23 protein-coding genes are annotated in these 21868 nt (G+C 72.3%); 9 read left to right on the top strand and 14 right to left on the bottom strand.

The features are described 5' to 3' along the window. Positions 1-251 precede the first annotated feature (251 nt). From NL142_RS14305 to NL142_RS14260, 10 genes are all read right to left on the bottom strand, one after another. Complete coding sequence (locus NL142_RS14305; protein WP_435080241.1) at positions 252-1103, bottom strand: hypothetical protein; 852 nt, start codon at positions 1101-1103, stop codon at positions 252-254. Then, a complete protein-coding gene (locus tag NL142_RS14300) occupies positions 1100-1507 on the bottom strand; it encodes a DUF4913 domain-containing protein (protein ID WP_435080240.1) in 408 nt (135 codons plus the stop codon). The genes NL142_RS14305 and NL142_RS14300 overlap by 4 nt, the downstream gene beginning before the upstream one ends. Beyond that, positions 1504-3276 (bottom strand): type IV secretory system conjugative DNA transfer family protein, encoded by a 1773-nt coding sequence (locus tag NL142_RS14295; protein ID WP_435080239.1) that lies wholly within the window; start codon positions 3274-3276, stop codon positions 1504-1506. The genes NL142_RS14300 and NL142_RS14295 overlap by 4 nt, the downstream gene beginning before the upstream one ends. Beyond that, entirely contained in the window at positions 3273-4970 is a 1698-nt protein-coding gene (locus NL142_RS14290) for an ATP/GTP-binding protein (RefSeq protein WP_435080238.1), read from the bottom strand. The genes NL142_RS14295 and NL142_RS14290 overlap by 4 nt, the downstream gene beginning before the upstream one ends. Before the next feature lie 66 nt (positions 4971-5036). Beyond that, positions 5037-6545, bottom strand: coding sequence for an SCO6880 family protein (locus NL142_RS14285; protein ID WP_012039405.1), 1509 nt, complete (start codon positions 6543-6545; stop codon positions 5037-5039). Between the two features lie 12 nt (positions 6546-6557). After that, a complete protein-coding gene (locus NL142_RS14280) occupies positions 6558-8132 on the bottom strand; it encodes a TrbL/VirB6 family protein (RefSeq protein ID WP_435080237.1) in 1575 nt (524 codons plus the stop codon). A gap of 3 nt (positions 8133-8135) precedes the next feature. Then, a complete protein-coding gene (locus NL142_RS14275) occupies positions 8136-8894 on the bottom strand; it encodes a DUF8175 domain-containg protein (RefSeq protein WP_435080236.1) in 759 nt (252 codons plus the stop codon). Between the two features lie 78 nt (positions 8895-8972). Next, positions 8973-9734 carry a DUF8175 domain-containg protein gene (locus NL142_RS14270; protein ID WP_435080235.1) on the bottom strand — a complete coding sequence of 254 codons (762 nt, stop codon included), beginning with the start codon at positions 9732-9734 and terminating at the stop codon, positions 8973-8975. Positions 9735-9779: 45 nt separating this feature from the next. Beyond that, positions 9780-10103, bottom strand: coding sequence for a hypothetical protein (locus tag NL142_RS14265; protein ID WP_194634731.1), 324 nt, complete (start codon positions 10101-10103; stop codon positions 9780-9782). Between the two features lie 28 nt (positions 10104-10131). Then, positions 10132-10743: a DUF6668 family protein gene (locus tag NL142_RS14260; protein WP_435080234.1), complete on the bottom strand. Its 612-nt coding sequence runs from the start codon at positions 10741-10743 to the stop codon at positions 10132-10134. Positions 10744-10771: 28 nt separating this feature from the next. Between NL142_RS14260 and NL142_RS14255 the strand changes: the two genes are divergently transcribed. The 7 genes from NL142_RS14255 to NL142_RS14225 all read left to right on the top strand — a co-directional run bounded on the left by NL142_RS14255 (position 10772) and on the right by NL142_RS14225 (position 16331). Beyond that, positions 10772-11014: a hypothetical protein gene (locus NL142_RS14255; protein WP_194684377.1), complete on the top strand. Its 243-nt coding sequence runs from the start codon at positions 10772-10774 to the stop codon at positions 11012-11014. Further along, a complete protein-coding gene (locus NL142_RS14250; protein WP_435080233.1) occupies positions 11011-12405 on the top strand; it encodes a MinD/ParA family ATP-binding protein in 1395 nt (464 codons plus the stop codon). Before NL142_RS14255 ends, NL142_RS14250 begins: the two co-directional genes overlap by 4 nt. A 441-nt stretch (positions 12406-12846) precedes the next feature. Continuing rightward, a complete protein-coding gene (locus tag NL142_RS14245; RefSeq protein ID WP_303054882.1) occupies positions 12847-12981 on the top strand; it encodes a hypothetical protein in 135 nt (44 codons plus the stop codon). Positions 12982-12998: 17 nt separating this feature from the next. Then, positions 12999-14153 carry a M23 family metallopeptidase gene (locus NL142_RS14240; RefSeq protein ID WP_435080232.1) on the top strand — a complete coding sequence of 385 codons (1155 nt, stop codon included), beginning with the start codon at positions 12999-13001 and terminating at the stop codon, positions 14151-14153. A gap of 101 nt (positions 14154-14254) precedes the next feature. After that, positions 14255-14701: a helix-turn-helix domain-containing protein gene (locus NL142_RS14235; protein WP_051629233.1), complete on the top strand. Its 447-nt coding sequence runs from the start codon at positions 14255-14257 to the stop codon at positions 14699-14701. Positions 14702-14849: 148 nt separating this feature from the next. Next, positions 14850-15308, top strand: coding sequence for a hypothetical protein (locus NL142_RS14230; protein WP_435080231.1), 459 nt, complete (start codon positions 14850-14852; stop codon positions 15306-15308). A 3-nt stretch (positions 15309-15311) separates the two neighbouring features. Then, on the top strand, positions 15312-16331 hold the full coding sequence (locus NL142_RS14225) for a zeta toxin family protein (RefSeq protein ID WP_435080230.1): 1020 nt from the start codon (positions 15312-15314) through the stop codon (positions 16329-16331). Here the strand turns inward: NL142_RS14225 and NL142_RS14220 are convergent. Further along, positions 16328-16807: a DUF2087 domain-containing protein gene (locus tag NL142_RS14220; RefSeq protein WP_435080229.1), complete on the bottom strand. Its 480-nt coding sequence runs from the start codon at positions 16805-16807 to the stop codon at positions 16328-16330. The genes NL142_RS14225 and NL142_RS14220 overlap by 4 nt on opposite strands. An 89-nt stretch (positions 16808-16896) precedes the next feature. On the opposite strand from NL142_RS14220, the gene NL142_RS14215 reads away from it, so the two are divergent. Together NL142_RS14215 and NL142_RS14210 are read left to right on the top strand one after the other, a co-directional pair. After that, entirely contained in the window at positions 16897-17037 is a 141-nt protein-coding gene (locus NL142_RS14215; protein ID WP_435080228.1) for a hypothetical protein, read from the top strand. A 48-nt stretch (positions 17038-17085) separates the two neighbouring features. Then, positions 17086-18492, top strand: coding sequence for a Fic family protein (locus tag NL142_RS14210; RefSeq protein ID WP_435080227.1), 1407 nt, complete (start codon positions 17086-17088; stop codon positions 18490-18492). Between the two features lie 56 nt (positions 18493-18548). Here the strand turns inward: NL142_RS14210 and NL142_RS14205 are convergent, their stop codons facing one another. The 3 genes from NL142_RS14205 to NL142_RS14195 all read right to left on the bottom strand — a co-directional run bounded on the left by NL142_RS14205 (position 18549) and on the right by NL142_RS14195 (position 21822). Beyond that, positions 18549-18740 (bottom strand): DUF2795 domain-containing protein, encoded by a 192-nt coding sequence (locus NL142_RS14205; protein WP_194684385.1) that lies wholly within the window; start codon positions 18738-18740, stop codon positions 18549-18551. 89 nt (positions 18741-18829) lie between these two features. After that, on the bottom strand, positions 18830-20386 hold the full coding sequence (gene rfaE2, locus NL142_RS14200) for a D-glycero-beta-D-manno-heptose 1-phosphate adenylyltransferase (protein WP_435080226.1): 1557 nt from the start codon (positions 20384-20386) through the stop codon (positions 18830-18832). Further along, positions 20383-21822: an aldehyde dehydrogenase family protein gene (locus NL142_RS14195; protein ID WP_435080225.1), complete on the bottom strand. Its 1440-nt coding sequence runs from the start codon at positions 21820-21822 to the stop codon at positions 20383-20385. The genes rfaE2 and NL142_RS14195 overlap by 4 nt, the downstream gene beginning before the upstream one ends. Positions 21823-21868 lie beyond the last annotated feature (46 nt).

Raw genomic sequence — 21868 nt, 5'->3', positions numbered from 1 at the left:
CGCGAAGGGGTGGCCGAGGGCAACGGGAGCCGCTGCAGTCTCTGTAAAAGCGGTACGAGTTCAGAGGGGCTGATCTCAACAGCGCCACCTGGCGGCTTTGAGAGCGTAGCTCGGTGTTAGTTCGAAAAAGCTGGCCAGTCTGGGAGCGCTGACGAGCGGCGTGGAAGCTACAGACTGAGTCCGATGGCCCATAAGGAAGCGGACGAGCCGCCTCGCCATGGTCTCGCTCTGATGACTCCGTGCGGCCCTCGTCAGGATTGCGGCGGCACCGCCCCCAGCGCCTGCAGGCTCGGGTGGTCGCGCAGCGCGTCGAGGCCCTGCGTGCCGAGCACGGTGAGCACGGCGGCGATGGGGGCGTCGACGCCGCGGAGGCGGAGCGGCTCGACGTCCGGGAACTGGCAGACGAGCGCCCACTCGCGCACCTCGGGGTAGACGGCCGTCATGCCCGCGTACCAGAACGCGAGCCATCGGCCGCCGACCTGGCAGAGGAGGCGGCGGTCGGAGATCACGAGGCGCACGGGCTGCAGCTCGCGCCACTGCTCGGCGGCCTGCGCCTCGGCCGCGCTCCGCCGGGATGCGTTCCCGAGGGCAGCGACCGCCATCCCGCCGAGCACGAACGCGGGGCTCCCGACGAGGAAGGCGCTGGAGCGCGTGTACGTGACGTCCTGCCCGTAGTAGCGCTCGTAGTCCGCCTGCACGTCGTAGAGGAACACCTCGCCGGGCTCGGCGACGACGTCCCAGACGGGGATCCCGGGCGGGCGCTCCCCGCGCAGCAGCGATGCCCGGAGACGGCACGCCTCCGCCCAGCCCGCGGCGCTCCTGGCTGCCAGGTCCTCGGCGGCCGCCGCCTCGCGGGCCGGACGGGCGAGCTCGTGCCGGGCACCGCGGATCACGCCCGCCAGCACGCGCGCGCCGCGGATCAGGGTCCGCACCGCCGCGACGCACAGGAGAAGGAGCACGAGCCCGGGGATGAGCGTCTCGGGTCTAGTGAGCACCGACGGATCCGCCGCCGCGGTCAGGAGCGCCAGCAGCCCCATCCCGAGCACGAGCAGCGCGGGCCAGCAGAGCAGCAGGCGGAACCAGCCGGGCACCTCGCGCTTCACGAGGCCGCTCCCGCGGGTGGCGTGCCGAGCAGATCCGGCTCCGGCCGCGGCGCGCACGGCAGCGGCTCCCCGGCCTCGGTGGTGGCGGAGGTGCGGGCGAAGGGGCCGGTCGGGCCCATGAGGACGGCGAGGTGGTAGTCGGCGTGATCCCGCCACCAGACGCTCATGCCGGTCGCGCCCTCGAATCGCAGCGCCTCCCACGCCAGCCACAGCGCCTCGAGCCGCGCGACGGCCTCGGGGTGGCGCCACCACTCCGGATCCCACCGGCCTTCGCCGCGCGGGCTCACCTCGCGACGGTAGGTGGGTGCGAGGAAGTCGCGCACGAACGCGTCCACGTCGGCGAAGACCGGATCCCCGGAGGCGGATGCGGCTGGCGCGTCGCCCCAGCCGAACGCGTCCGTCACGACGCGGCCCCCGGCGTCGGTGCCGTCGCCGAGCCGGATACCGCACGCGCGTCGGCGGCCGCGAGCGAGGCGCGGATGACGGCGGCCTCGGGGCCGTCCATCCACGGCACGGTCGCGATCATCGAGGCGCGCACGCCCGACGCGAGCAGCACGGCGCGGCCGCGGGGCAGCTCGGCGAGCTCCGCGGTGTCGAGGATCCGGCGCCGGTCGTTCTGCACGCTGGTCGACCGCACGCCGCGCGTCGTGGAGCTCGAGACCGTCTCGTGGTCGTAGTCGCCGATGAGCTCGGACAGCTCCCGCAGCCACTCCGCCTCCTTCACTCCGCCGAGGTACACGACCTCGTTCGCGGCGCTGAACAGCTTGCGCATGCCCTCCCGGCCGAACACGTCGACGCCCTGCGCGTACGACTGGAAGATCGACATGACCGGGATCCCGCGCGAGCCGAGGTGCGAGTACAGGTCGGGCAGCTCCTTCCACCGGCACACGTTCGCGGCCTCGTCGAGCACGCACACGAGCGGCGTGGACAGGCGGCCGCCCGGCTGCGTGCGGGCGAGGCGCTCGGCGGCCTCCACGATCGCGACCGTGAGCGCCGTGACGAGCGGCGCGGCCGTGCCCTCGCCCTCGACCGAGAGGGAGTAGAGGGTGTCGGTGGAGCGGACGAAGGCGTCGGGGTCGAGCCGGGGGCGGGGATCCGCGGCCGCGTCGCCGCAGGCCGGGGTGATCCACCTGTTGATGCGGCTGCTGCGCACGCACGACGCCATCTTGCGCGCGGTCGCGTACACGCCGTCGCGCTGGCGGGGCGAGGTGCGTGACGCGCTCTCGACGTCGTCCGCGATGAGCGGGTAGCCGCCGCGGCGGAGCACGGACACCATCTCGCGCTCGTCCGGATCCGTGAGCCAGCCGAGCACGTCCGTGATGGGCCGGTGGTCGAGCGCCGCCGCGAGGAGGAGCCCGGTGAGCAGGTCCTTGCCGGCGGCGTCGAAGAAGGCGTCGCCGCGGTCGTCGGGCTCGCGGGATCCGGCGGCGAAGTGCCCCGCGAGCTTGGCGGCGGAGGTGTCGTCGGTGACGGAGGAGAGCGGATCCCACCACCACGTCGGCTCCTCGTCCACGACCTGCTGCGGGTCGAAGACCCACGCGGTGCCGACGCCGGCGCGCAGGTCCCGGGTGGCGTGCACGACGTCGGGCTTGTTCGACGTGGTGATGAGCGCGCCCGGCGCCGCGAGGATCGCCGGCACCACGAGCGAGGTGGTCTTGCCGACGCGGGGCCCGGCGATGCCGACGACCACGTCCTCCCACGAGGCGTAGACCATGCCGCCGGAGCGGAGGTCGCGGCCGAGCGGCAGCCCGGGCCGCCCGGGCACGCCGAGGCGCGCGGCCTTCGCGAGGGACGCCCGCTCGCGCAGCTCCTCGAGGTCGGACGCGGAGGCGAGGTAGCGGGCACTGCGGTCGACGCGCGTGTGGCCGCGGCCGAGGCGGCGGATCGCGCGCGCGACCACGACCGTGAGGGCCGTGAGCAGCGCGGCGACCACCACGGCGAGCACGACCGCGAGCGGGGTCCACGCGACCTCGCCCTTCTTCAGCGCGATGGCGACGGCGAGCGGATCCCCGGGCAGCGCCGCGCCCTCGCCCGTGAGCACGTGCGCCGCGGCGAGCCCGGCCCAGGCGGACGCGAGCAGGCCGGCGGCGATGCCGATCGCCCACGTCGCGATGATCGTGCCCGGGTTCGCGCGCCCCGGCTCGGCGCGGCGGTTGGTGCGGTCGGAGCTCATGCGGCGCCGGCCTCGACGGTCTCGCGCTCGGCGTCGAACCCGTCGACGGTCCCTGCCACGGCTGGCTCGGGCGGCCGCCCCGACGTCTCGTCAGGCTCCGGGAACGACTCGGTCGCGTGCCACGCCTTGTTGGTGTCGTTGATGTGCCGCTCCTCCTCGGTGAGCTCCACGTGCACGGGGATCCCCGGGTGCCCGCCGACCTTGATGAGGAACCGCCCGCGTCCCGGCGGCTCCTGGTCGGGCGACCAGCCGGGCGGGTTCTGCCACGACATCACGAGGTCCTGCTCCGAGCGCGACAGCGCGACGGCCTGCGTGAGCATCGACATCTCCGCGCGCGGCAGCCCGCCCGCGACGACCATGCCGGCGCGCTCGACGAAGCCGCGCGCCTTCATGCGGTCCTGCTCGTCGGCGAGCGCGAGCAGGTCGGACATGGTGTGCGTGATCATCGCGAGCCCCACACCGCGCTGCCGGTTGAGGCGCGTGAGCGAGTCGATGCGGTCGACGATGCCCTTGCCCACGCGGAGCGCGCGCCACAGCTCGTCCATCACGATCAGGTAGTGCTGCCGGGGCTGCAGGCCCGCGTCGGCGAGCGCGGTCGCGACGTTCACCGTGCCGAAGCCCTGCGACCAGCAGGCGAGGAGCACGGCGGCCTGGAGGTCGGTGTCCGACTCGTCGATGGACGACACGTCGTAGACCACCGGCCGGTCGTGCCGCATCGCCACGTCGGTCTGCTGCGCGAAGATCTCGCCGAGCCGTCCGCCGCGCGTGAGGCTGATGAGGCTGGCCTCGAGACCGCGCGTGATCTCCTGGTAGCGCCCGAGGTCGCCGCGGTCGACGGCCACGTCGCGCACGGCGGGGTGGGCGTCCTGGATCACGCGCAGCAGGTCGGCGAGCACGGGGATGCCCGGGAACTCGTCGTCGAGCACGCGCAGGGCGGCGTCGATGATCGACTCCTCCACGTCGTCAGGCGCCTGCTTGCGGAGGATCGTGAGCAGCGACGAGACCATCGTGTTGCGCCGGCCGTGCGCGTCGGCGATGAGGCGCTGCCGCTCCTGCTCGAAGCCCGCGGCGCGCAGCTGCTCGGCTGCCTCGATCGCGCCGCCCGGATCCAGCACGTTGAGGTGCCCGCGACCCCGCCCGAGCGTGATGACCTGGCCGTCGAGCGCGTGCACCATGTCGACGTAGTCGGGCTTGAGGTCGCCGAGCACGAGCGGCAGGTAGCCCATGCCGTCTCCGCCCACGCACATGCGGCGGATGAGGGTCGACTTGCCGAGGCCGGGGAGGCCCAGGGCGAAGATCGACGGGTTGGAGATGATCCCGGACTGGAACCAGGAGATCGGGTCGGCGCACACGGTGGCGCCCGTGTCGAGGTGCAGGCCGAGCGGCACGCCGCTGATGGGGCTGCTGGATCCCACGGCGTACGGCCACAGCCCGCACACCTGCACGGTGGTGCCGCGCCACTCCGGGGCGGGCTGCACGAGCACGGTCTCGCCGCGCGCGCGGCCGAGCCAGCCGCGCGGGGAGGGGCGGCGGTGGGAGCGGGCGGCGGTGCGGAGGGCCCGGCGCTCCGCCCGGGTCGGCCGCGGCGCCTCGGGACGGACCTCGGCCTCCGACGCCGCGCGGGCGGCCTCGGCGGCGAGCTTCCGGGTGCGGCGGGTGGCGACCTTGCGGGATCCCTGGTCAAGCGCGGGCACGGGGGCTCCTCTCGTGGCGGGCGACCGGGGCGGACGCGACCCCGCGGGCGGCGCGCGGGCGGCGGATCACAGCTGGTCCCGGATGTCGTGCGGGATGGCCAGGTGCCGCGGCAGCACCAGGCCGAGCGGCAGGCCGGCGGCGAACGCGGAGTCCTGCGAGCCGTGCACCACGCGGAGCCGGATGCGGGCCTGCGCGGAGAGGCTGTCGACCGCGGCGCGCGCGTCCTCGATGGTGGCCGGATCCTGCACGGTCGCGGTCACGACCATCCCGAAGTTCACGAGGCCCGCGCCGCCCGACTCCTCCGACTCGTTCGCGAACGCCGCGATGACGTCCTTGCGCGACCGGCCGGTGGGGTTCTTGGTCGAGCCGACGAGGAACTCGGCGTCGCGCTTGTCGGCCTCGACGATGGCGGCGGCGCGCGCCGGGTCGATGGGCCGGTAGAGCATCGTCACGCGCTTGCGGGCGATGTGCCGGTGCGGCGCGAGCAGGCGCGACAGGATCGACTCGCCCACGTTCCCGCGCGGAGCCTGCGACATCATCCACGACACCGAGAGCGCCGAGTCGTGCCGGTAGGAGTCCCACGACGCCTGGTGCGCGGTGGGGCCGACCTCCGGCCAGTACAGCTCGGTGGCCTGCCCGGCGGAGTTCGCCTGGTCGATGAGGATCGCGGCGGCCGGGTCGTAGGCGATCCGCACGACCTCGCAGAGGTCCTGCGCCGTGAGCGGCCGGGCCGCCCCCGCGCCCGTGGACGAGAGGCCCGAGGTGAGGCCGGGCAGCCGGTAGGCGAGCTCGCGGCCCATCTCCTCGGGGCTGCGGCGGGCGGCGCCGGTGCGCGCGGCGCCCGCGAAGGTGATGGCCACGTACGCCTTGATGGTCGCGGCGCCCGCCGGGTAGGTGGCCACGATCTTGCGCAGCACGCTCTTGGAGAACTCGGACCCGCGGTCGTCGATGCGGCCGAGCACCTCGGAGGCGAGCCGCGTGCCGGTGTCGGGCGCGGTCTCGAGCGTGACGGACGCGGCGACGAGGCCGGGCTCGTCGGCGAGCGCCTCGAGCCAGGAGCCCCACTCGGCGACCCAGATGTCGACCTGCTCCTGGTCCACCAGCGCGGATCCGTCGGGCTCCGCCCCCAGCACGACCGTGAAGTCGTTCGTCGACGGCACCTCGATGAGCGCGAACGGACGGCCGTACGAGTCCTTCCACTCGGTGAGGCGTGATCCCGCGGCGAGGCCCGGCAGCTGCGCCGTGCCCCACTCCGCGAAGCCCAGCGGCCCCGAGCGGTAGAGGTGCGCGCCGCGGTTGCGGGCGAACAGCCAGCCCGCGCGGTTCATGATCCGGATCATCCCCGACTCCCCGTGCTTGTCCTTGACCGCGACCGCGGCGAGCACGCCGGCGAACACCGCCGCCGTGATCACCCCGGCGACGAGTCCCTTGTTGGTGGCGACGATGATGACCATCACGGCCCCGGCGAACCCGAACATCGTCGGGAACATGCCGAGTCCGCCGACGCCGCGGGTGCGCGGCTTCCGCCAGTTGCCGTACGTGCGCGCGGTGGCGCGGCCCTCGATGGCGCTCATGGATCCGTGTCCCTACCTGGCCCCCGAGGGGCCCTCTCCCGCGGCGTCCTCGACGGCGCCCTTGGTGGCGTGCGCGGCCTTCTTGGCGCCCTCGGCGAGCTTCGCGACGCCGAGCGCGGCGAGGCCGATGGGGCCCGCCGCCGCGGCTCCGGCGGCGGCCGCTCCGCCGGCTGCGCCGCCCGCTGCCGCGCCGCTCGCGCCGGCGCCGGCCTTGGCTCCGGCGGCCGCGCCCTTGGCGGCGGTGCCGCTGCGGGCGCCCGCGCTCGCGTTGGCTGCTCCGGAGGGACCGGAAGCGGATCCGCCGCCACCTCCGCCGTTCGACCTGCTCGCCATCGAGCCGGCCTGCTTGATCGCCCCGGACGCGGCCTCGCCGGCCCCGCCCATCACGGCACCCGCGACGGCTGCGCCCGACACCCCGCCGGCCGGCGCGACCATCGGCGCGATGAGCCGCATGAGCGCGGGCAGCGCGACGAGCGCGATGAGCATGAGCGCCATGCCGGTGAGGATCGACCACGGTCCCTGGTCGTCCTTCGCGAACAGGTCGGTGCCGATGAGGCGGAACGCGGCCGCGTAGACGAGGGCGGCTGCGGGCTTGTAGAGGATGAACGCGGTGAGCCACCCGAGGGACTTGCGGAACCACTGGTTGCCGGTCGGCGTGTTCGTGAAGCTGGCCGTCAGCGGCAGGATCCCGGCGAGCAGCACCAGCATCGCGGAGCGGACCACCATCATCGCGATCTGCACGTACGTGATCAAGACGGCGATGAGCGCGAGGATGAGGATCCCGATGGCGCCGAGCGGCGACTGGTCCGTGAGGAAGATGAGCGCGGCGATGTTGCGGCCGAAGCAGTTGCCCTCGACGACGCTGACGTCGCAGCTCGTGGCGGCGTTGAGCACGCCGACCGAGAAGACGTCACCGATCTGGACGGCGAGCTGGATCACCGTGAGCCCGATGGTCGAGACCATCACGAGAGTGACCAGCGAGCGGACCAGCTCGCCGATCGGCTGCGTGCGCTGCGTCCACGCGAGGCGGATCCCGGCGAGCACGACGGATCCCACCGCCATGGCGAGGACGATGTACCAGGTCGAGTTCTGCAGGAAGCCCACGGTCGAGCTCGACCCGTCCGGAGCCGAGTTCGGGATGACCCACGCGACGAGCGAGGAGGCGCTCGTGATCAGGAAGACACCGGCGAGCACCACGCCGAGCCGGCCCAGGCTGTCCATCCCGGTGTCCTCCGACCGGGCGCGCATGTAGAGCATCGCGAAGCCGATGATCGAGAGGACGGCCACGATGAGCCCGATCCACGCGATGTACCCGAGCAGGGTGTCGAAGTCGCTCGTGACGGTCGAGTTCGGCGTGTAGCCGGCAGTCGAGGCATCGCCCTTCGTGAACTGCGGGCTCGGCACGTGCACCCACATGGTGCCGAGCGAGGCGATGACGCGACCGTATGCCTCGACCGCGTCGTGCACGAGCTGTCGGAGGGTGTCTCCGGCAGCGCTCACGACCACGTCGGACACGGCCTTCTTCGTGCAATCGCCGGCATGGAGGGTGGCGCTCAGGAAGTTCCCGCAGTCCGGCTCATCCGCCATGCGTCAGGCTCCGCGGAACGGGATGTAACCCCCGAGGCTGCTGAGGGGGGCCTGGGCGATGGGCGCACCGTTGTCCGTGAAGACGACCTTCCAGTCGCCGGCCTCCCACTTCAGGACAGTGGGGAAGCTGACCAGCTGCGTGCCGGAAGCCCCACCTGCCGAGTCGCCGACGCTCATGGCTAGGTCTACCGTCGCGGAGTCGCCCGAGTACTGGTCGATCTTGAATCCGGAAACTTGCACGCGACCGCCGTCGGGTCCAGGGCTCGACGACGCGATGTAGTCCTTGAGCTTCTGCTTGAACGAGCCCTCCGCGATGAGGTCGGGGATGCGCACGGTGTTGCGGCCGTCGGTCAGAGATGCGTAGTAGTTGATGCTCGCGAGGAGCGCGCCGGTGGGGGTGTGGGCGAAGCACGTCGAGAAGGCTCCATCTGAGGACGTGCTTCCCGGACCGGCCTCCTGCGAGGCGGGTGCGGCGAAGGTGCCGATGAGCCGCCATCGAACTTCCGGAGCGCTCGTCAGCGTGCCCGACGCCTCATAGCTGGCGATGCCGCAGACCGATGCCCCTCCGGGAGGAGGCGAACTGCTGGCGTCGGTGCTCGTCGCTTCATCCGTGGTGGCTGCCGTCGGCGCCGCGGCGGTCGTCCCGCCGCCCGAGAACGCCCCCGTCGCCGCGATGCCGCCGCCCACGAGGACGAGGGCGAGGAAGGCCGCGATGGCGATCCAGAGGGGGCGCTTGTGGAAGGGCGTGGCGGGGGTGCTCATGAGGATCCTCTCGGACGAGCGGGCTGGGGCTGATTGACGGAGGTGGTGAGGGGCATCTCGCTGGTGCTGCCAGGCACGTCACAGCCCTGCGAACGGGATGTAGCCCCCGAGGCTCGTGAGCGAGGACGGCTTGATGGGCGGACCGTCCGTGCCGAACACGATCTTCCAGTCGCCGTGCTCCCAGCGGAGGACGACCGGCATGCTGATCAGCTGCGGCTGGTTGCCTGAGTAGGAGAGCGCAAGATCGACAGTGGCTTCATCTGCGGAGTACCGGTCGACCTTGAACCCGGAGACCTGCGCGCCGGAGTCGCCCGACGAGTCCTGCGCCTCCCTGGTCGAGCCGACCGACTGCGCCACGTCCCGGGCATCTCCTTCCGCCAGGAGTTCGTAGAGGCGAGGGAAGTTGCGCGAGTCGGTGCCGACGCCGAGGAAGTTGATGCTCGCGAAGAGGGCGCCGGCCGCCGTGTGCGCAAAGCAGGTGGTGAACCTGCCGTCGTCCTCGACCTTCCCGGGCCCCGTCGTGGTGGCGTCCTGGGGGACCGCCGTGTTGCCGATGATCACCCAATGAGCCTGCGGAGCGGTGGCGAGCGAGCTCGTCTCCTCGTATCCCGGGAGGCCGCACACGGAGGCGGTGCCGTCCGGGAGCGCAGGTGCGCTCGTCGAGAGGTCGGGCTCTGTCGCAGCGACCGCGTCGCCCGTCGGCGCCGCGACCGGCGCCCCGCCGCCCGAGAACGCGCCCGTCGCCGCCGCGATGCCGCCGCCCACGAGGATCAGCGCGAGGAGCACGACGATCGCGATCAGGAGCGGGCGCGTGCGGGCGGGCGGGGCGGGGGTGCTCAACGGGATCCTCTCGGGGAGCGGGCGGCGGGGAAGCGGGAGGTCGCGCTACGCGATCACGAAGCTCACGAGCGACGCGGCACCGAGGCCGAGGAAGAGGCCGAAGCCGATCTTGATGAGGCGCTCCTGGATCTCGCCGCCCTCGTGCCGGTTGTTGCGGAAGAGCATCGCGCCGGTGGCGATGAGGGAGAGCACCGCGAGGGGCAGGAGCACCCACTTGGCGATGCCGATGATGCGGCCGAACTTCTCGGTCCAGTCGTCGGGGGCCGAGGCCTGGCCGTCGGGCACGTCGATGGCGACGGCGTCCATTGCGTGGTGGATGTGCGCCGACGCCTGGTGGACGGCATCGAGCGCGAGGAGCGTGGGGGACATGCGGGGGACCTCTCGTGGAAGGGGGGGATCAGCGGGGGGAAGCGGTGAGCTGCAGGTCGGCGAGGAGCCGCTGGTGCTCGCGGCCCATGTCGGCAGGATCCGCGGGGCCGAGGCGCCACGCGTCGATCCATGGCAGGGTCCACGCGTGCGGGTAGCCGCCGGCGACGAGCTGCTCCAGCTGGCGGAGCTCCTTGGGGCGGCGGCCCGGCGCATCCGCCACGAGCACGAGGCCGACCAGGTCGACGAGGCCCGCGACCTGGCCCGAGGCCCACTCGCGGGCGACGCGCTGCGCCGCGAGGAGGCCGGAGTGGTCGGTGCGCGCGACGACGACGACGCGGGAGGCGGGGGATCCGGCGGCGGGTGCGGGCCAGGCGTGGCCGGCGGCGCGGGATCCGGCGGCGAGGCGCGCGAGGGTGGTCTCGCCGGCGCCGCCGTGGGCGCCGACCCACCAGAGCTCGGCGGTCCCGTCCGCGCGGCGGACGGGCAGGCGGTCGGTCGCCGCGGGCGCGGAGACGGTGGCCGGCTGGGGTGCGCGGGGTCCGCGGAGCCGCTCTCGCCGGGTGAGGGGCGGTGCGTCAGACGCGGGGGTGTCCACGACCGCGGGCGCGCCGACCACCCACGGATTGCCGCTGTCGCTCATGCCCTGCCCATCCCACCCGAAGGGTCTCGTGCTCGCCTCACGCGTGATCCACCGGGCGGGGGATGTCGACAGGACGCTGCACGGTGATGCTGCCAAAGTGCTTGCGCAGGCGCAAGTGCTTGATCCTGCTCGCATTTTCCGTGAGACTGTCTCGCCGTCGTCGATCCTGGCGGGCACGACCGCTCGCGCGGGCCGGCTCTCCACACGGGAGGCCCGGCATCTCGTCCCGAACGATCCGCACGACGCCCCCTTCACCGAGAGCCGCAGATGACCGACGCCCCGACCGTGCCCGCCTTCCCCCGCATCGACGCCACCATCACGCCCACGGCCGACGGCCGGGCCACCGGGGTCCTCACCGTCAACGGCGTCGCGACGCCGTTCGCGGAGGCGGCGGAGGACGAGATCCGCCGCGGCATCCTGATGAGCGTGCGCGGCACGGCGCTGCAGATGCAGCGCGCGGTGCGGCTCACCACGCGCGACCGATTCGGATCCCAGGCGCTCGCCGTCGCACCGGACGGGCTCATCGAGGCGCTCAGCGAGCTCGACCGGGCGGACGCGATCGCGGCACCCGCTGCCGCCGACCCCGCGCCGGCGGTCCCTGCTCCCGTGTCGGCCGCGGCCGCGACGACCGCGGGCGGGCCGGTGTCCGCATCGTCCGCGTCCGCGCCGGCGGCACCCGCGCAGGCTGCGACCGCGCCGCCCGCAGCACCCGCCGCATCGACGGATCCGCAGCTCACCCGCCGCGCCGCCCGTCAGTCCTTCCTCACGCGCGAGGAGGTGGAGGAGCCGGCGTCGCAGGGCATGCGCGGCACCCTCACGCGGCTCGGGATCCGCATGTCGCCGTCCGAGGCCGAGCGCCGCGAGCGCGAGTGGACCCGCCTCGTCAGCCAGCACTGGCCCGGCCCCCGCACGGTCGCGGTCGTCAACGGCAAGGGCGGGGTCGGCAAGACCATGACCACCATCTGCCTGTCGTCGGTCTTCGCGCGGCACGGCGGCGCGGGCGTGCTCGCGTGGGACAACAACCAGACGCGCGGCACCCTCGGCTGGAGCACCGAGCAGGGCCCGCATGACGCGAGCATCCTCGACCTCCTGCCGCAGGTCGACCGGCTCCTCGGCACCGGCGCGCAGTCCGCCGACCTCGCGCACTTCGTCCACCACCAGACCCGCGACCGCTACGACGTGCTCCGCTCGAAGCCCGAGGTGCTCGCCACGCAGCAGCGGTTCGACGACACCACGGTGGATCTCATCCACGCGGTCGCCGCCAAGTTCTACCGGCTGGTGCTCATCGACTCGGGCAACGACGAGACCGATCCGATGTGGCTGCGCGCCATCGAGCGCGCCGACCAGATCGTGGTGCCCACCATCGGCGAGGCCAAGGCGGCGGAGTCGGCGGCCCTGCTCATCGAGGGGCTCGCCGAGCGCGGCGGCCACTTCGCGGAGCTCGCGGAGCGCGCGGTCGTGGTGGTCAGCGCGCACAAGCACGACCTGCGCGAGGCGGAGGTGGACAAGATCGCCACGGGCTTCGGATCCCTCGCCCGCGACGTCGTGGCCATCCCGTACGACCCCGCCCTCGGCGCGGACGTCCTCAACTACGGGGCCCTCCGCGCGCAGACGCAGCGGGCCTGGCTCTCCGCGGGCGCCGCCGTGGCGCGCGGCCTCTGATGCGCGCCGCCGCCGTGGGCATCCGCGTCGCGCGCGCCGCGGGTGCCGTGGCGCTCGCGGCCGCCCTCGCGCTCACGGCGGCCGGCTGCGCGAGCGTCACGGTGCACGGCGACGGGCCGGGGGATCCGGGCACGACGCCCGCGGCGTCCCCGGCCGACTCGATGCCGGGCGCGAACGACGCCGGCAGCTCCTCCCCGGGCGCGACGGACGACGACGGCGCCGCCCAGCCCGAGCCGGTGGCGGACGCGGCATCGCAGGCGGCGGCGCTCGCCGCGGCAGACGAGGTCATGCGCACCTACGCGCAGCCCGGGATCGCCGAGGCCGCGTGGGAGCAGCAGATGACGCCGCTCCTGTCGCAGCAGGGGGCGGTGGCGTTCGTGCCCACGATGCCGTCGCGGCTCACGGCTCACGGCCCACGCGGTCACCGGCACCGGCACGGTCATGCCGGCGCCGACCGCCTACGCGCTCATCGTGCGCGTGCCGACGGACGACGGCGACTACGACGTGGCCCTCATCCGCTCGTCGACCACGGCTCCGTGGCTGGCGGACGAGATCCAGGCCGTCCGCGACAAGTGAACGGCGCCGGGAAGGGGGTGCTGATCCTCGTCGGCGCGCCCGCGGCGCTGATGGGGATGATCGTCTTCCTGGTGCTCTTCGGCTTCGGCGGCGACGACGCGTCCGCGTGCACGACGCAGGGCGCCGCGTCCTCGTCGACCGGGCCGCGCACGCCCGTCGACGGCTACTCGGGGGACCAGCTCGACAACGCCGCCGCGATCATGGACGCCGCCGCCGGGCTCGGGCTCTCCCGGCAGGCGCAGGTGCTCGGGGTCATGGCCGCGATGGGCGAGTCGTCGCTCCGCGCCATCGACTACGGGGACAACGCGGTGAACCCCGACGGCTCCATCGCCGACTCGATCGGGCTCTTCCAGCAGCAGTCGTCGTGGGGCTCGGTGCAGGAGCGGATGGATCCGACGTCGAGCGCGAAGCTGTTCCTCACCCGGCTGCAGAAGGTGGAGGGGTGGGAGACGCTCGAGCCGACCCTCGCGATCCACGAGGTGCAGATCAACAAGGACCCGTACCACTACCGGCAGTTCCAGCAGCCCGCCGAGGACGTGGTCGCGCAGCTGTCGGGCGCATCCGCTGCCGCGCCAGCGGCGACCCCTGCCGCGACCGGCACGCCGGATCCCTCCGTCACGCCCGCGCCCGTCGGCGGCTGCTCGGCAGGCGGCACCGTGCTCCCGCTGAAGGCCCCCTTCGACCAGACGTCCGGGTACGGACCGCGCGAGAGCCCGACCGCGGGCGCCTCCTCGTGGCACCCGGCGAACGACTACCAGACGCGGGAGACCGGGACGTCCTCCGGGCGGAGCGGCTACTCGTGCGGCTCGCCCGTCCTCGCCGCGCAGGCAGGCAGCGTGACGACCGCGGGTGGGTACACGGTGTCGATCCGGTCGGCGGCGGGCTACACGATCAGCTACCTGCACATGTACGAGCCGGACATGGAGGTCCACGTGGGGGACAGCGTGACCCCCGGCCAGGAGATCGGCAAGGTGGGGTCGAACGGCCCGTCGACGGGGTGCCACCTCGACATCCGCATCGACGTCGCGGGATCCACCGACCCGCGCGTCAGCGGCCTGCCGCAGTCGCAGACGCAGGGGGCGCCGGTGAGCGGCTACGTGGATCCCGAGAAGTTCTTCGCCGCGTTCGGCGTGACGCTCTGCGGCGGGGAGTGCCGGCATGCGTCCGCGTGAGACCAGCGGGGTTGCGATGCACGGGGGTCCTCCGGCCATAATTGCTCAGGCGGGTAAATTCGAGCATCCCGCGCCAGATCCGACCGGAGCAGCATCCGCCCATGGCAGACGACGACACCTGGGACGCCCTGCCGGCGACCCTGCGGTCGGCGGATCTGCAGCGGATCCTGCAGATCGGGCAGACGACCGTGAGCCTCTGGTTCGCGAAGGGCATCATCCCCGGCTACCGCATCTCGCACTCCTGGATCGCGTTCCGCTCCGAGGTGCGCGAGTGGCTCGAGTCCACGTCGACCGTGCCGGTGCCGCCGCACGAGCCGTACCCGCATCCGCTCGACGCCTACCCCGACCACCTCACCCACCGCGACCTGATGGAGCTCTTCCAGAAGAGCCGGCCGGCGATCCTCGGCTGGCTGCGCGACGGCGTCATCCCGGCGATGCGCCCCGGCGGCCGCTGGCTGATCGAGAAGGCGGCGATCCGCCGGCTGCTCGAGGAGACGAGCAACCAGCGGGTGGACTTCGTGCCGAAGGGCGATCGCGCGGCGAGCTGACGCGCGCGGTGCCCGGGGGCGGCAGGCGGGTCGCCGCCTGCCCTAGCCTGGCTGCTTCTGGCACCCGGATCCGCTCCACGGCCGCTCGGCCGCGCTCGCGGCCCCTGACCGACCACGTACCCGACCACCCGCACGAGGAGGCTGCCGCATGACCGCACGCGATGTTCCCGAGGAGGTGGCGCCGGCGGCGTCGGCGCTCCTCCGGTTTCGTCTAGCCGAGCTGGACTACCTGCGGGAGGTGCGGCGACTGCTGGACGCGGGCCGTCCCGAGGAGGAGCTGGCGCGGGAGCTGCGGGTGTTCCGTCCGGAGGATCTCGCCAGGCTCCGCGCGGCGCGCGAGGTGAGCCTGCCGCTGGAGGGGTTCTCGGGCGCGTTGCCGATGGAGATCTGCGAGCGGTACGCGGCGGGGATGCTGGAGCGGGAGCAGTTGGTGGACGAGCTGGCGCGGTATCCGTATGTGCCGCGAGCCCTGCCTGACGGATACGACGATCTCGTGGTGAACCCGCCGGGGACGTTCGCGGATGTCGCAGAGGCTGCCGACCTGGGCCTCATCGAGGACGACGTGTACGAGGACACGTTCACCCGCCGACACGGATCCACGGTCTGACGCGTGTCTGTCGAGGAGCCGTCTGAGCACCTGGCGACACTGCGCCAGCTGTCTGTCGACGGCGGCCCCATCGCCTGGGACGCGCCCACGGCCACGACGAGGAACCCCCGTTGGTGGCAGGGGGGCGAACCCACGTCGAACCGAAGGCGTCTCCATGAGCGCCTGCTTCGCGAAGCGATGGACTCGGCTGCCAACGACGGCGCAGGCAAGCGCGCCATCCTCCTCGCCGGGCCACCTGGCGCGGGGAAGTCGACGGCGCGCGCTTCCGTGCTGGGCGCTGCATCTCGCGAGTTCATCACCATCGATGCCGACGAGTTCAAGACCCGCCTGTTGGATGAGGCGGTCGCGGAGGGGAGTTACGACTCCTGGATCAAACCGCCCGTCGTGGCGGAACGCGAAGCGGCGGGTGAGCGGTTCCACCCGATGGAGCTGTCCTCACTGGTCCACACGGAATCGGCGGACCTCGCGGACCGACTGCGGCGGCGGGCTCTGAGCCAGGGGCGCGATGTCGTCATCGACACGGTCCTGTCGTCGGACACCAAGGCGCGGCAGATCATGGGCGAGCTGGAGCGGGCCGGGTACGACGTGCAGGTGGTGGACGTGGAGGTGCCGCGGGAGGTGTCGGAGGAGCGGATCCGGCAGCGGTGGCAGGAGGGCAACGAGCGGGCCGAGCGGGGCGACGGGCTCGGGGGCCGGTGGGTGCCGAGCGAGTTCGGGGCGTGGGTGTACGGGAATCCGGGTGGACGGTCGCGGCCGGAGGCGAACGCGCGGATGGTGGCGGAGGAGTCGCCTGCGGTGTCGCGGTACCGCGTCTACCGGACGACGGCGGAGCAGGCCGAGGCGAAGGCGCCGCCGAACCTCGAGACGGACATGTCGCGGGCGATGCGGGGTGGGCCGCTGGTGCCTACTCGGTCGGGACCGGCGACCGAGGTGCCGCGCGCGAGAACCCTGCCGGGAATCACGCGTGCAGGGAGGACGGTGCCAGGGCGAGCGGGACCCGCGCGCGTGGACCTCGGGCGCTAGGTCGGCTCGTCCGTCGCCCGCGCGTACTCGGATCCCGAGCGCGTGCGCAGCAGCAGGCCCGCGTCCACGAGGTGGCGGCGGAGGAGCGCGTGGTCGTCGGTGAGGCGCAGCAGGCGCTCCGTGAGGGCCTTCTCGTCGAGCACTTCGTCGGGCTCCAGCACCTCGGCCACGACGTGCCGCAGCAGGGCGTCGAGGTCCGCAGGGGAGGCCGGCCACTGGACGATGCGGCCGTCGCGGAGGAAGCGCTCGACGCCCTGGGCGGGCGGCGTCGCGGGCTGCTGGGCGAGGATCGTGCGGAAGACGGCGTCGGGCGCGGCCGCGGTGCCGTCGGCGGCGAGCGCGACGAGGCCGGATCCGGTGAGCGCCGCCCGGGCCTTCCGCGCGCGGGCGGGGGAGAGGTGGGCGAGGGCGTCGACGAGGCCGGATCCGAGGACGACGCGCGCGTACGCGTCCCGCATCTCCGCGTCGGCGAGCACCGCGGCGAGGCGGCGCGGGCGATGTGGTCCATGCCCCCATCCTGCCCGGCGCCTTCCGCCTCGCCGACCGTCGCCGGTACGGTCGGGAGATGACGGTCCTCCGCTTCCTCGGCCGCGTGCTCACGCGGATCCTCTACGTGATCGGCAAGGTCCGTCTCGGCGGCAGCGGCCAGAACCCGTCCAACGGCGACCCGATGGGGTTCGACAAGCCGCAGCAGTACCGGCCCTAATTGCCGACGTTCCAAAGCCGCAACGAACCCTTGAATGAAGAGATTGCCATGACTGACGTAACTGGCTCAAGTAAAGTCAACCCAACGCATTATGAATCGGCACCGAGTTTCAAAAGCTGGGCGGGTACGAGTCTCGACCTCAGGTTGATTGCAGAGTTTGATAATCGTCTCCGCCAGGCGCGTGAGGCGGCTTCCAAGGAAACTTGGGAATCTATGCTGGACGCCGCAAATAAGTGGGCGGCCGTCGAAACGGGCGCTATCGAAAGCCTCTATGAGTCTGAGCGGGGCTACACATATTCAGTGGCGGCATCGACTGCAAGTTGGGAGGGAATAGCGGGCGCCAAGGGCCTGGAAGCTTCTCGTGCTATCACCAATCAGCTAGCGGCGTATGAGTGGGTGCTCGACGCTGCAACAAGCCACACCGAGATCTCAGAGTACTGGATAAAATCACTACATGAGGCTGTTTGTCGTTCTCAATCCACTTATTCCGTTCGCACGTCGCTAGGGCCGCAGGAGCGCAAGCTCAGCTTGGGTGCGTATAAGGAATTTCCCAACAGTCCGTCAAGCACCGATGCGTCTGTAATACACCACTATGCCCCACCTATGGATGTCCCCATCGAAATGGGTCGGCTCATTGCGCAGATGAGGACATCCGAATTTATCTCCGCGAGCCCCATTGCACAGGCGGCCTACGCCCACTACGCGTTCGTGCAGATACATCCATTCGCAGACGGAAATGGTCGGGTGTCGCGAGCTCTTGCATCCATATTCCTTTACCGCGCTTTCGGTATCCCTTTGGTTATTTTTGCAGACCAAAAGCATCGCTATTTTGATGCGCTCGAGGCCGCGGATAAGGGTCGGTACGGAGAGTTTTCCAACTTTATACGCGATTCTGTTGTGGACACTATCAACTTAGTTGTTGAAAATATGCGGAGGGCTACCCGACCGGACATTAGTGCGCGTCTGTCAGAATTGACGCTATTGCAGCGGGGGCGTGGGGGGTTGTCAATTAAGGAGTTAGAAGAAACTGGACTGAGGGTCCTTGGGTTGATGTCTGAGACCTTGACTGACGTTATTAATGACACCCCCCTACCCGAAGGGGTGAGCCTGCGATCGGATATGTACGTAGATGCCGAACCCCGAGACGAACGCTATCGACAGATACCATTTCAACATCGCGTAGTCGTACTTGAGTGCTCAGAGCCGGCGTACGCACTCTCTGTGCGATCTTTGTTCGTGGCCATTGGAAAGCCACATGCAGGCGGCGCGGACGTCATTATTTATGACGATCAAGGAGAGACGATATTCCCTGTTTTTATTCACGAGGTGCATCCGGTAATTACTGAGCAGCTGCGTTTGCGGGCCAGGGCTGTTATTGAAACGGAATGGAGCTCCGTCGTCGACACGCTGATCACACGAGTCAAAGCGTCGTTGAATGGTGAAACAATAGTCTGATGTTGTAGAGGTCAACCCGCCCTTTTTCGGGGGCGGGTTGACGCCGTTGAGCCGGATCAGCTCGCGTCGGAGACCGCGGAGTTGATCGCGGTGGGCGCGTCGTACTCCGTGTCGGCGATGCCGCGGAGCGCGTCGAGGGTGTCGGAGTCGGCGCCCGACTCCTCCGCCTTCTTCACGATCGCGTCCTTCGACGCCGGGTAGTCGAGGCCGCTGAGGTGCTTCTGGAGCTCGATGGGGTCGATGGCCATGGGGTGTCCTCTCGTCGGGTGCGGGCTGCGTCGCTCGCGCGTCGAGTCGACTCCCGAGGTCGAGCAGTGGGCAGGGGGACGGTCTCGATCTACGGGGAGCCGTCAGGATCCGCTGTCGCCGCCGGGGCCGGGGGCTGCACGGGCGCCGACGTCGCCGTCCCCGCCGGCCGCGTGAACCCGGGGTCGGGCGCCGAGGCGCGGATCCGGTCCACCATCGAGCTCGTCGACTGCGACGGGACGTATCCGAGGATCGACACCTCGCCGCCGTAGGCCCGCACCACGGCGGTCTCGTCGAGCATCTCGGGCGTGTAGTCGCCGCCCTTCGCGTAGACGTCGGGCCGCACCGCCTCGAGCAGCGGGATGGGGGTGTCGGTGTCGAAGACGGTGATCACGTCGACGCACGAGAGCTCGGCGAGCACGCCCGCGCGGTCCTCGGCGGTGTTCACCGGCCGGTCGGATCCTTTGAGCCGCCGCACGGAGTCGTCGCTGTTGAGCGCCACCACGAGCACGTCGCCGAGGCGCTTGGCCTGGCGGAGGTAGGTGGTGTGGCCGCGGTGCAGCACGTCGAAGCAGCCGTTCGTGAAGACGATCCGGCGGCCGGCGGCGCGCTCTCCCGCGACGAGGTCCACGAGCTCGGACTGCGACACCGTGCGGGAGCGCGTCTCGCCGAGGTGGTCGGCGAGGGTCGCGGCGGAGCACACGGACGTGCCGGGCAGGCGCACGACCACGTCGGCCGCCGCCTGCGCGAAGTCGGCGCTCACCGCGAGCGGGAGGCCGACGGCGCGCGCGAGCGTGAGGGCGGCGACGAAGGTGTCGCCCGCGCCGGACGCCTGCTTCTCGGGCACCGGGTGCGCGCGCGTGCGGTACGGCTCGCCCGCGCCGAGCACGACGGTGCCATCGCGGTCGAGCGTGACGACGGCGGTGGCGGATCCGGCGATTGCCAGGATCCGGTCGGCGAGCGAGGCGACCACGGCGGCGCGGTCCTCGTCGCGCGCGAGCGGCCGGTCGATCATGCGGCCGGCCTCACCCGCGTTCGGCGTGATGAGGTCGGGGCGGAGCGGTGCCCAGAGCGCGGGATCGTGCGCATCCACCACCGTGAGCCCGGGGCGGCTCGTGCGCGCGGCGAGCGACTCGAGCACCACGCCGTGCAGCGTGCCGGTGCCGTAGTCGGAGACGATCTCGGCGTCCACGCCCGCGGTGGCCTCGAGCGCGGCGCGGGCGAGGGCGCGCGCGTCGTCGCGGTGGACGGATCCGCGGTGCACGTCGTCGACCCGCACGATCACCTGGTCGTCGCCGACGATGCGCGTCTTGGTGGTGGTGCGCAGGCGCGGCGAGTGCACGAGGCCGGACACGTCGACGCCGGCCGCCAGGAGCAGGTCGCGCACGCGGTCGCCCGCGGCGTCCTGGCCGACGAGGCCGACCATCCGCACGGTGCCGCCGAGGCTCGCGAGGTTCACGGCGGTGTTCGCGGCGCCGCCGAGCGACTGGATCCGCTCGGTCACGTCGACGACGGGCGCAGGCGCCTCGCGGGTCATCCGGTCGCTGTGGCCGCGCCACCACTCGTCGAGGATGACGTCGCCGATGACCGTGACGGTGGGGCGGCGCTCGGCGAGCAGGCCGATGATCCCGCGCAGCTCGCTGGTCATCGCGCGTCCCCCGCGTCGAGCACCGGCAGCCCGAGGTGCACGACCGTCGTCGTGCTCATCTCGTCGAGGAGCTCGGGGCCGTAGCCGAAGCCGGATCCGCTGCGGCCGCGGGGCTGCGCGGCGCCGCCGGGTGCGCCGCCGAAGACGCCGTTGACCTTGATGGTGCCGACGGGCAGCTCGGCCGCGGCGCGCTGCGCGTGCTCCATCGACGCGGTGAGCACGCTCGCGGCGAGCCCGTAGCGGTCGTCGGATGCGCGGGCGAGCGCCTCGTCGAAGTCCGCGACGATCTGCACGGCCGCGACCGGGCCGAAGGTCTCGGCCGTCATCACGGTCATGTCGGCGGTGCAGCCGACGAGCACGGTGGCGGGGTAGCGGGATCCGGGGCCGTCGGGCACGTGCCCGCCGACGAGCGCGCGGGCCCCCTCGGTGAGCGCCTCCGCGACCTGGTCGTGCACGGCGTCGCGCATGCGCTCGTCGACCAGCGGGCCGAGGTCGCCGGAGGAGTTCCAGCGCTCGGCCTCCGCGACGAGCGCGGCGGTGAAGCGGTCGGCGATGGCGCGGTGCACGTAGATCCGCTCGACCGAGGTGCAGATCTGGCCGGCGTTGGCGAAGGAGCCGAGGGCGGCCTGCGCGGCGGCCCACGCGGGGTCGACGCCGGCGTCGACGAGCAGCGGGTCGTTGCCGCCGTTCTCGCGGATCACGTGGGTGGGAGTGCCTGCGGCGCGGCGGGCGATGGCCTCGCCGGCGGCGGTGGATCCGACGTGCGCGACCACGCGCGTGTCCTCGTGCGCGACGAGCCGGTCGCCGACGTCGCCGCCGCCGACCACGGAGACGAGCACGCCGTCGGGGAGGGCCTCGGCGAGGATCCGGCCGAGCAGCTCGCCGGTGTGCGGGCAGCGCTCGCTCGGCTTGTGGACCACGGTGTTGCCCATCACGAGCGCCGCGCCGATGATCCCCGCGGCCACCGCGACGGGATCGTTCCACGGCGTCAGCGCGACCGTGACGCCGCGCGGCCGAGGCACCGAGAAGTCGACGGCCGGCAGCGTGCCGAGCAGGCTCTTCCCGCGGTGCACCGGTCCGAGCTCGGAGTACTGCAGCAGCGTGTCGACGCCCGCGCCGACGCCGCCGAGCGCATCGCCGATCGGCTTGCCGGTCTCGCGCTGGTTGAGCTCGGCGAGCTCCTCGGCGTGCTCGGCGAGCGTGTGGGCGGCGCGGCGCATGGCCTGACCGCGCTGGGCGGGCGGCGTCGCGGCCCACGCGGCTGACGCCTCCACCGACCTGCGCACGGCGGCGTCGACCTCGTCGGGCGTCGACGCGTCGACGTCGCCCACGAGCGAGCCGTCGCGCGGATCCGTGATCCGCAGCGTCCCGGGCCCGGCCTCGGCGTCCGCGGGGTCGATGAGGCCGTCGATGTCGAGTGCGGTGTCGGTGGTCACGGGTCTCCTCGCGGGGTCGGCGGCCCGCGGGGATGCGCGGGCGGAA

The sequence above is a fragment of the Clavibacter quasicaliforniensis genome, from assembly GCF_051201715.1.
GTDB classification, from domain to species: domain Bacteria; phylum Actinomycetota; class Actinomycetes; order Actinomycetales; family Microbacteriaceae; genus Clavibacter; species Clavibacter seminis.
This window is presented reverse-complemented; position numbering and strand designations above follow the sequence as displayed.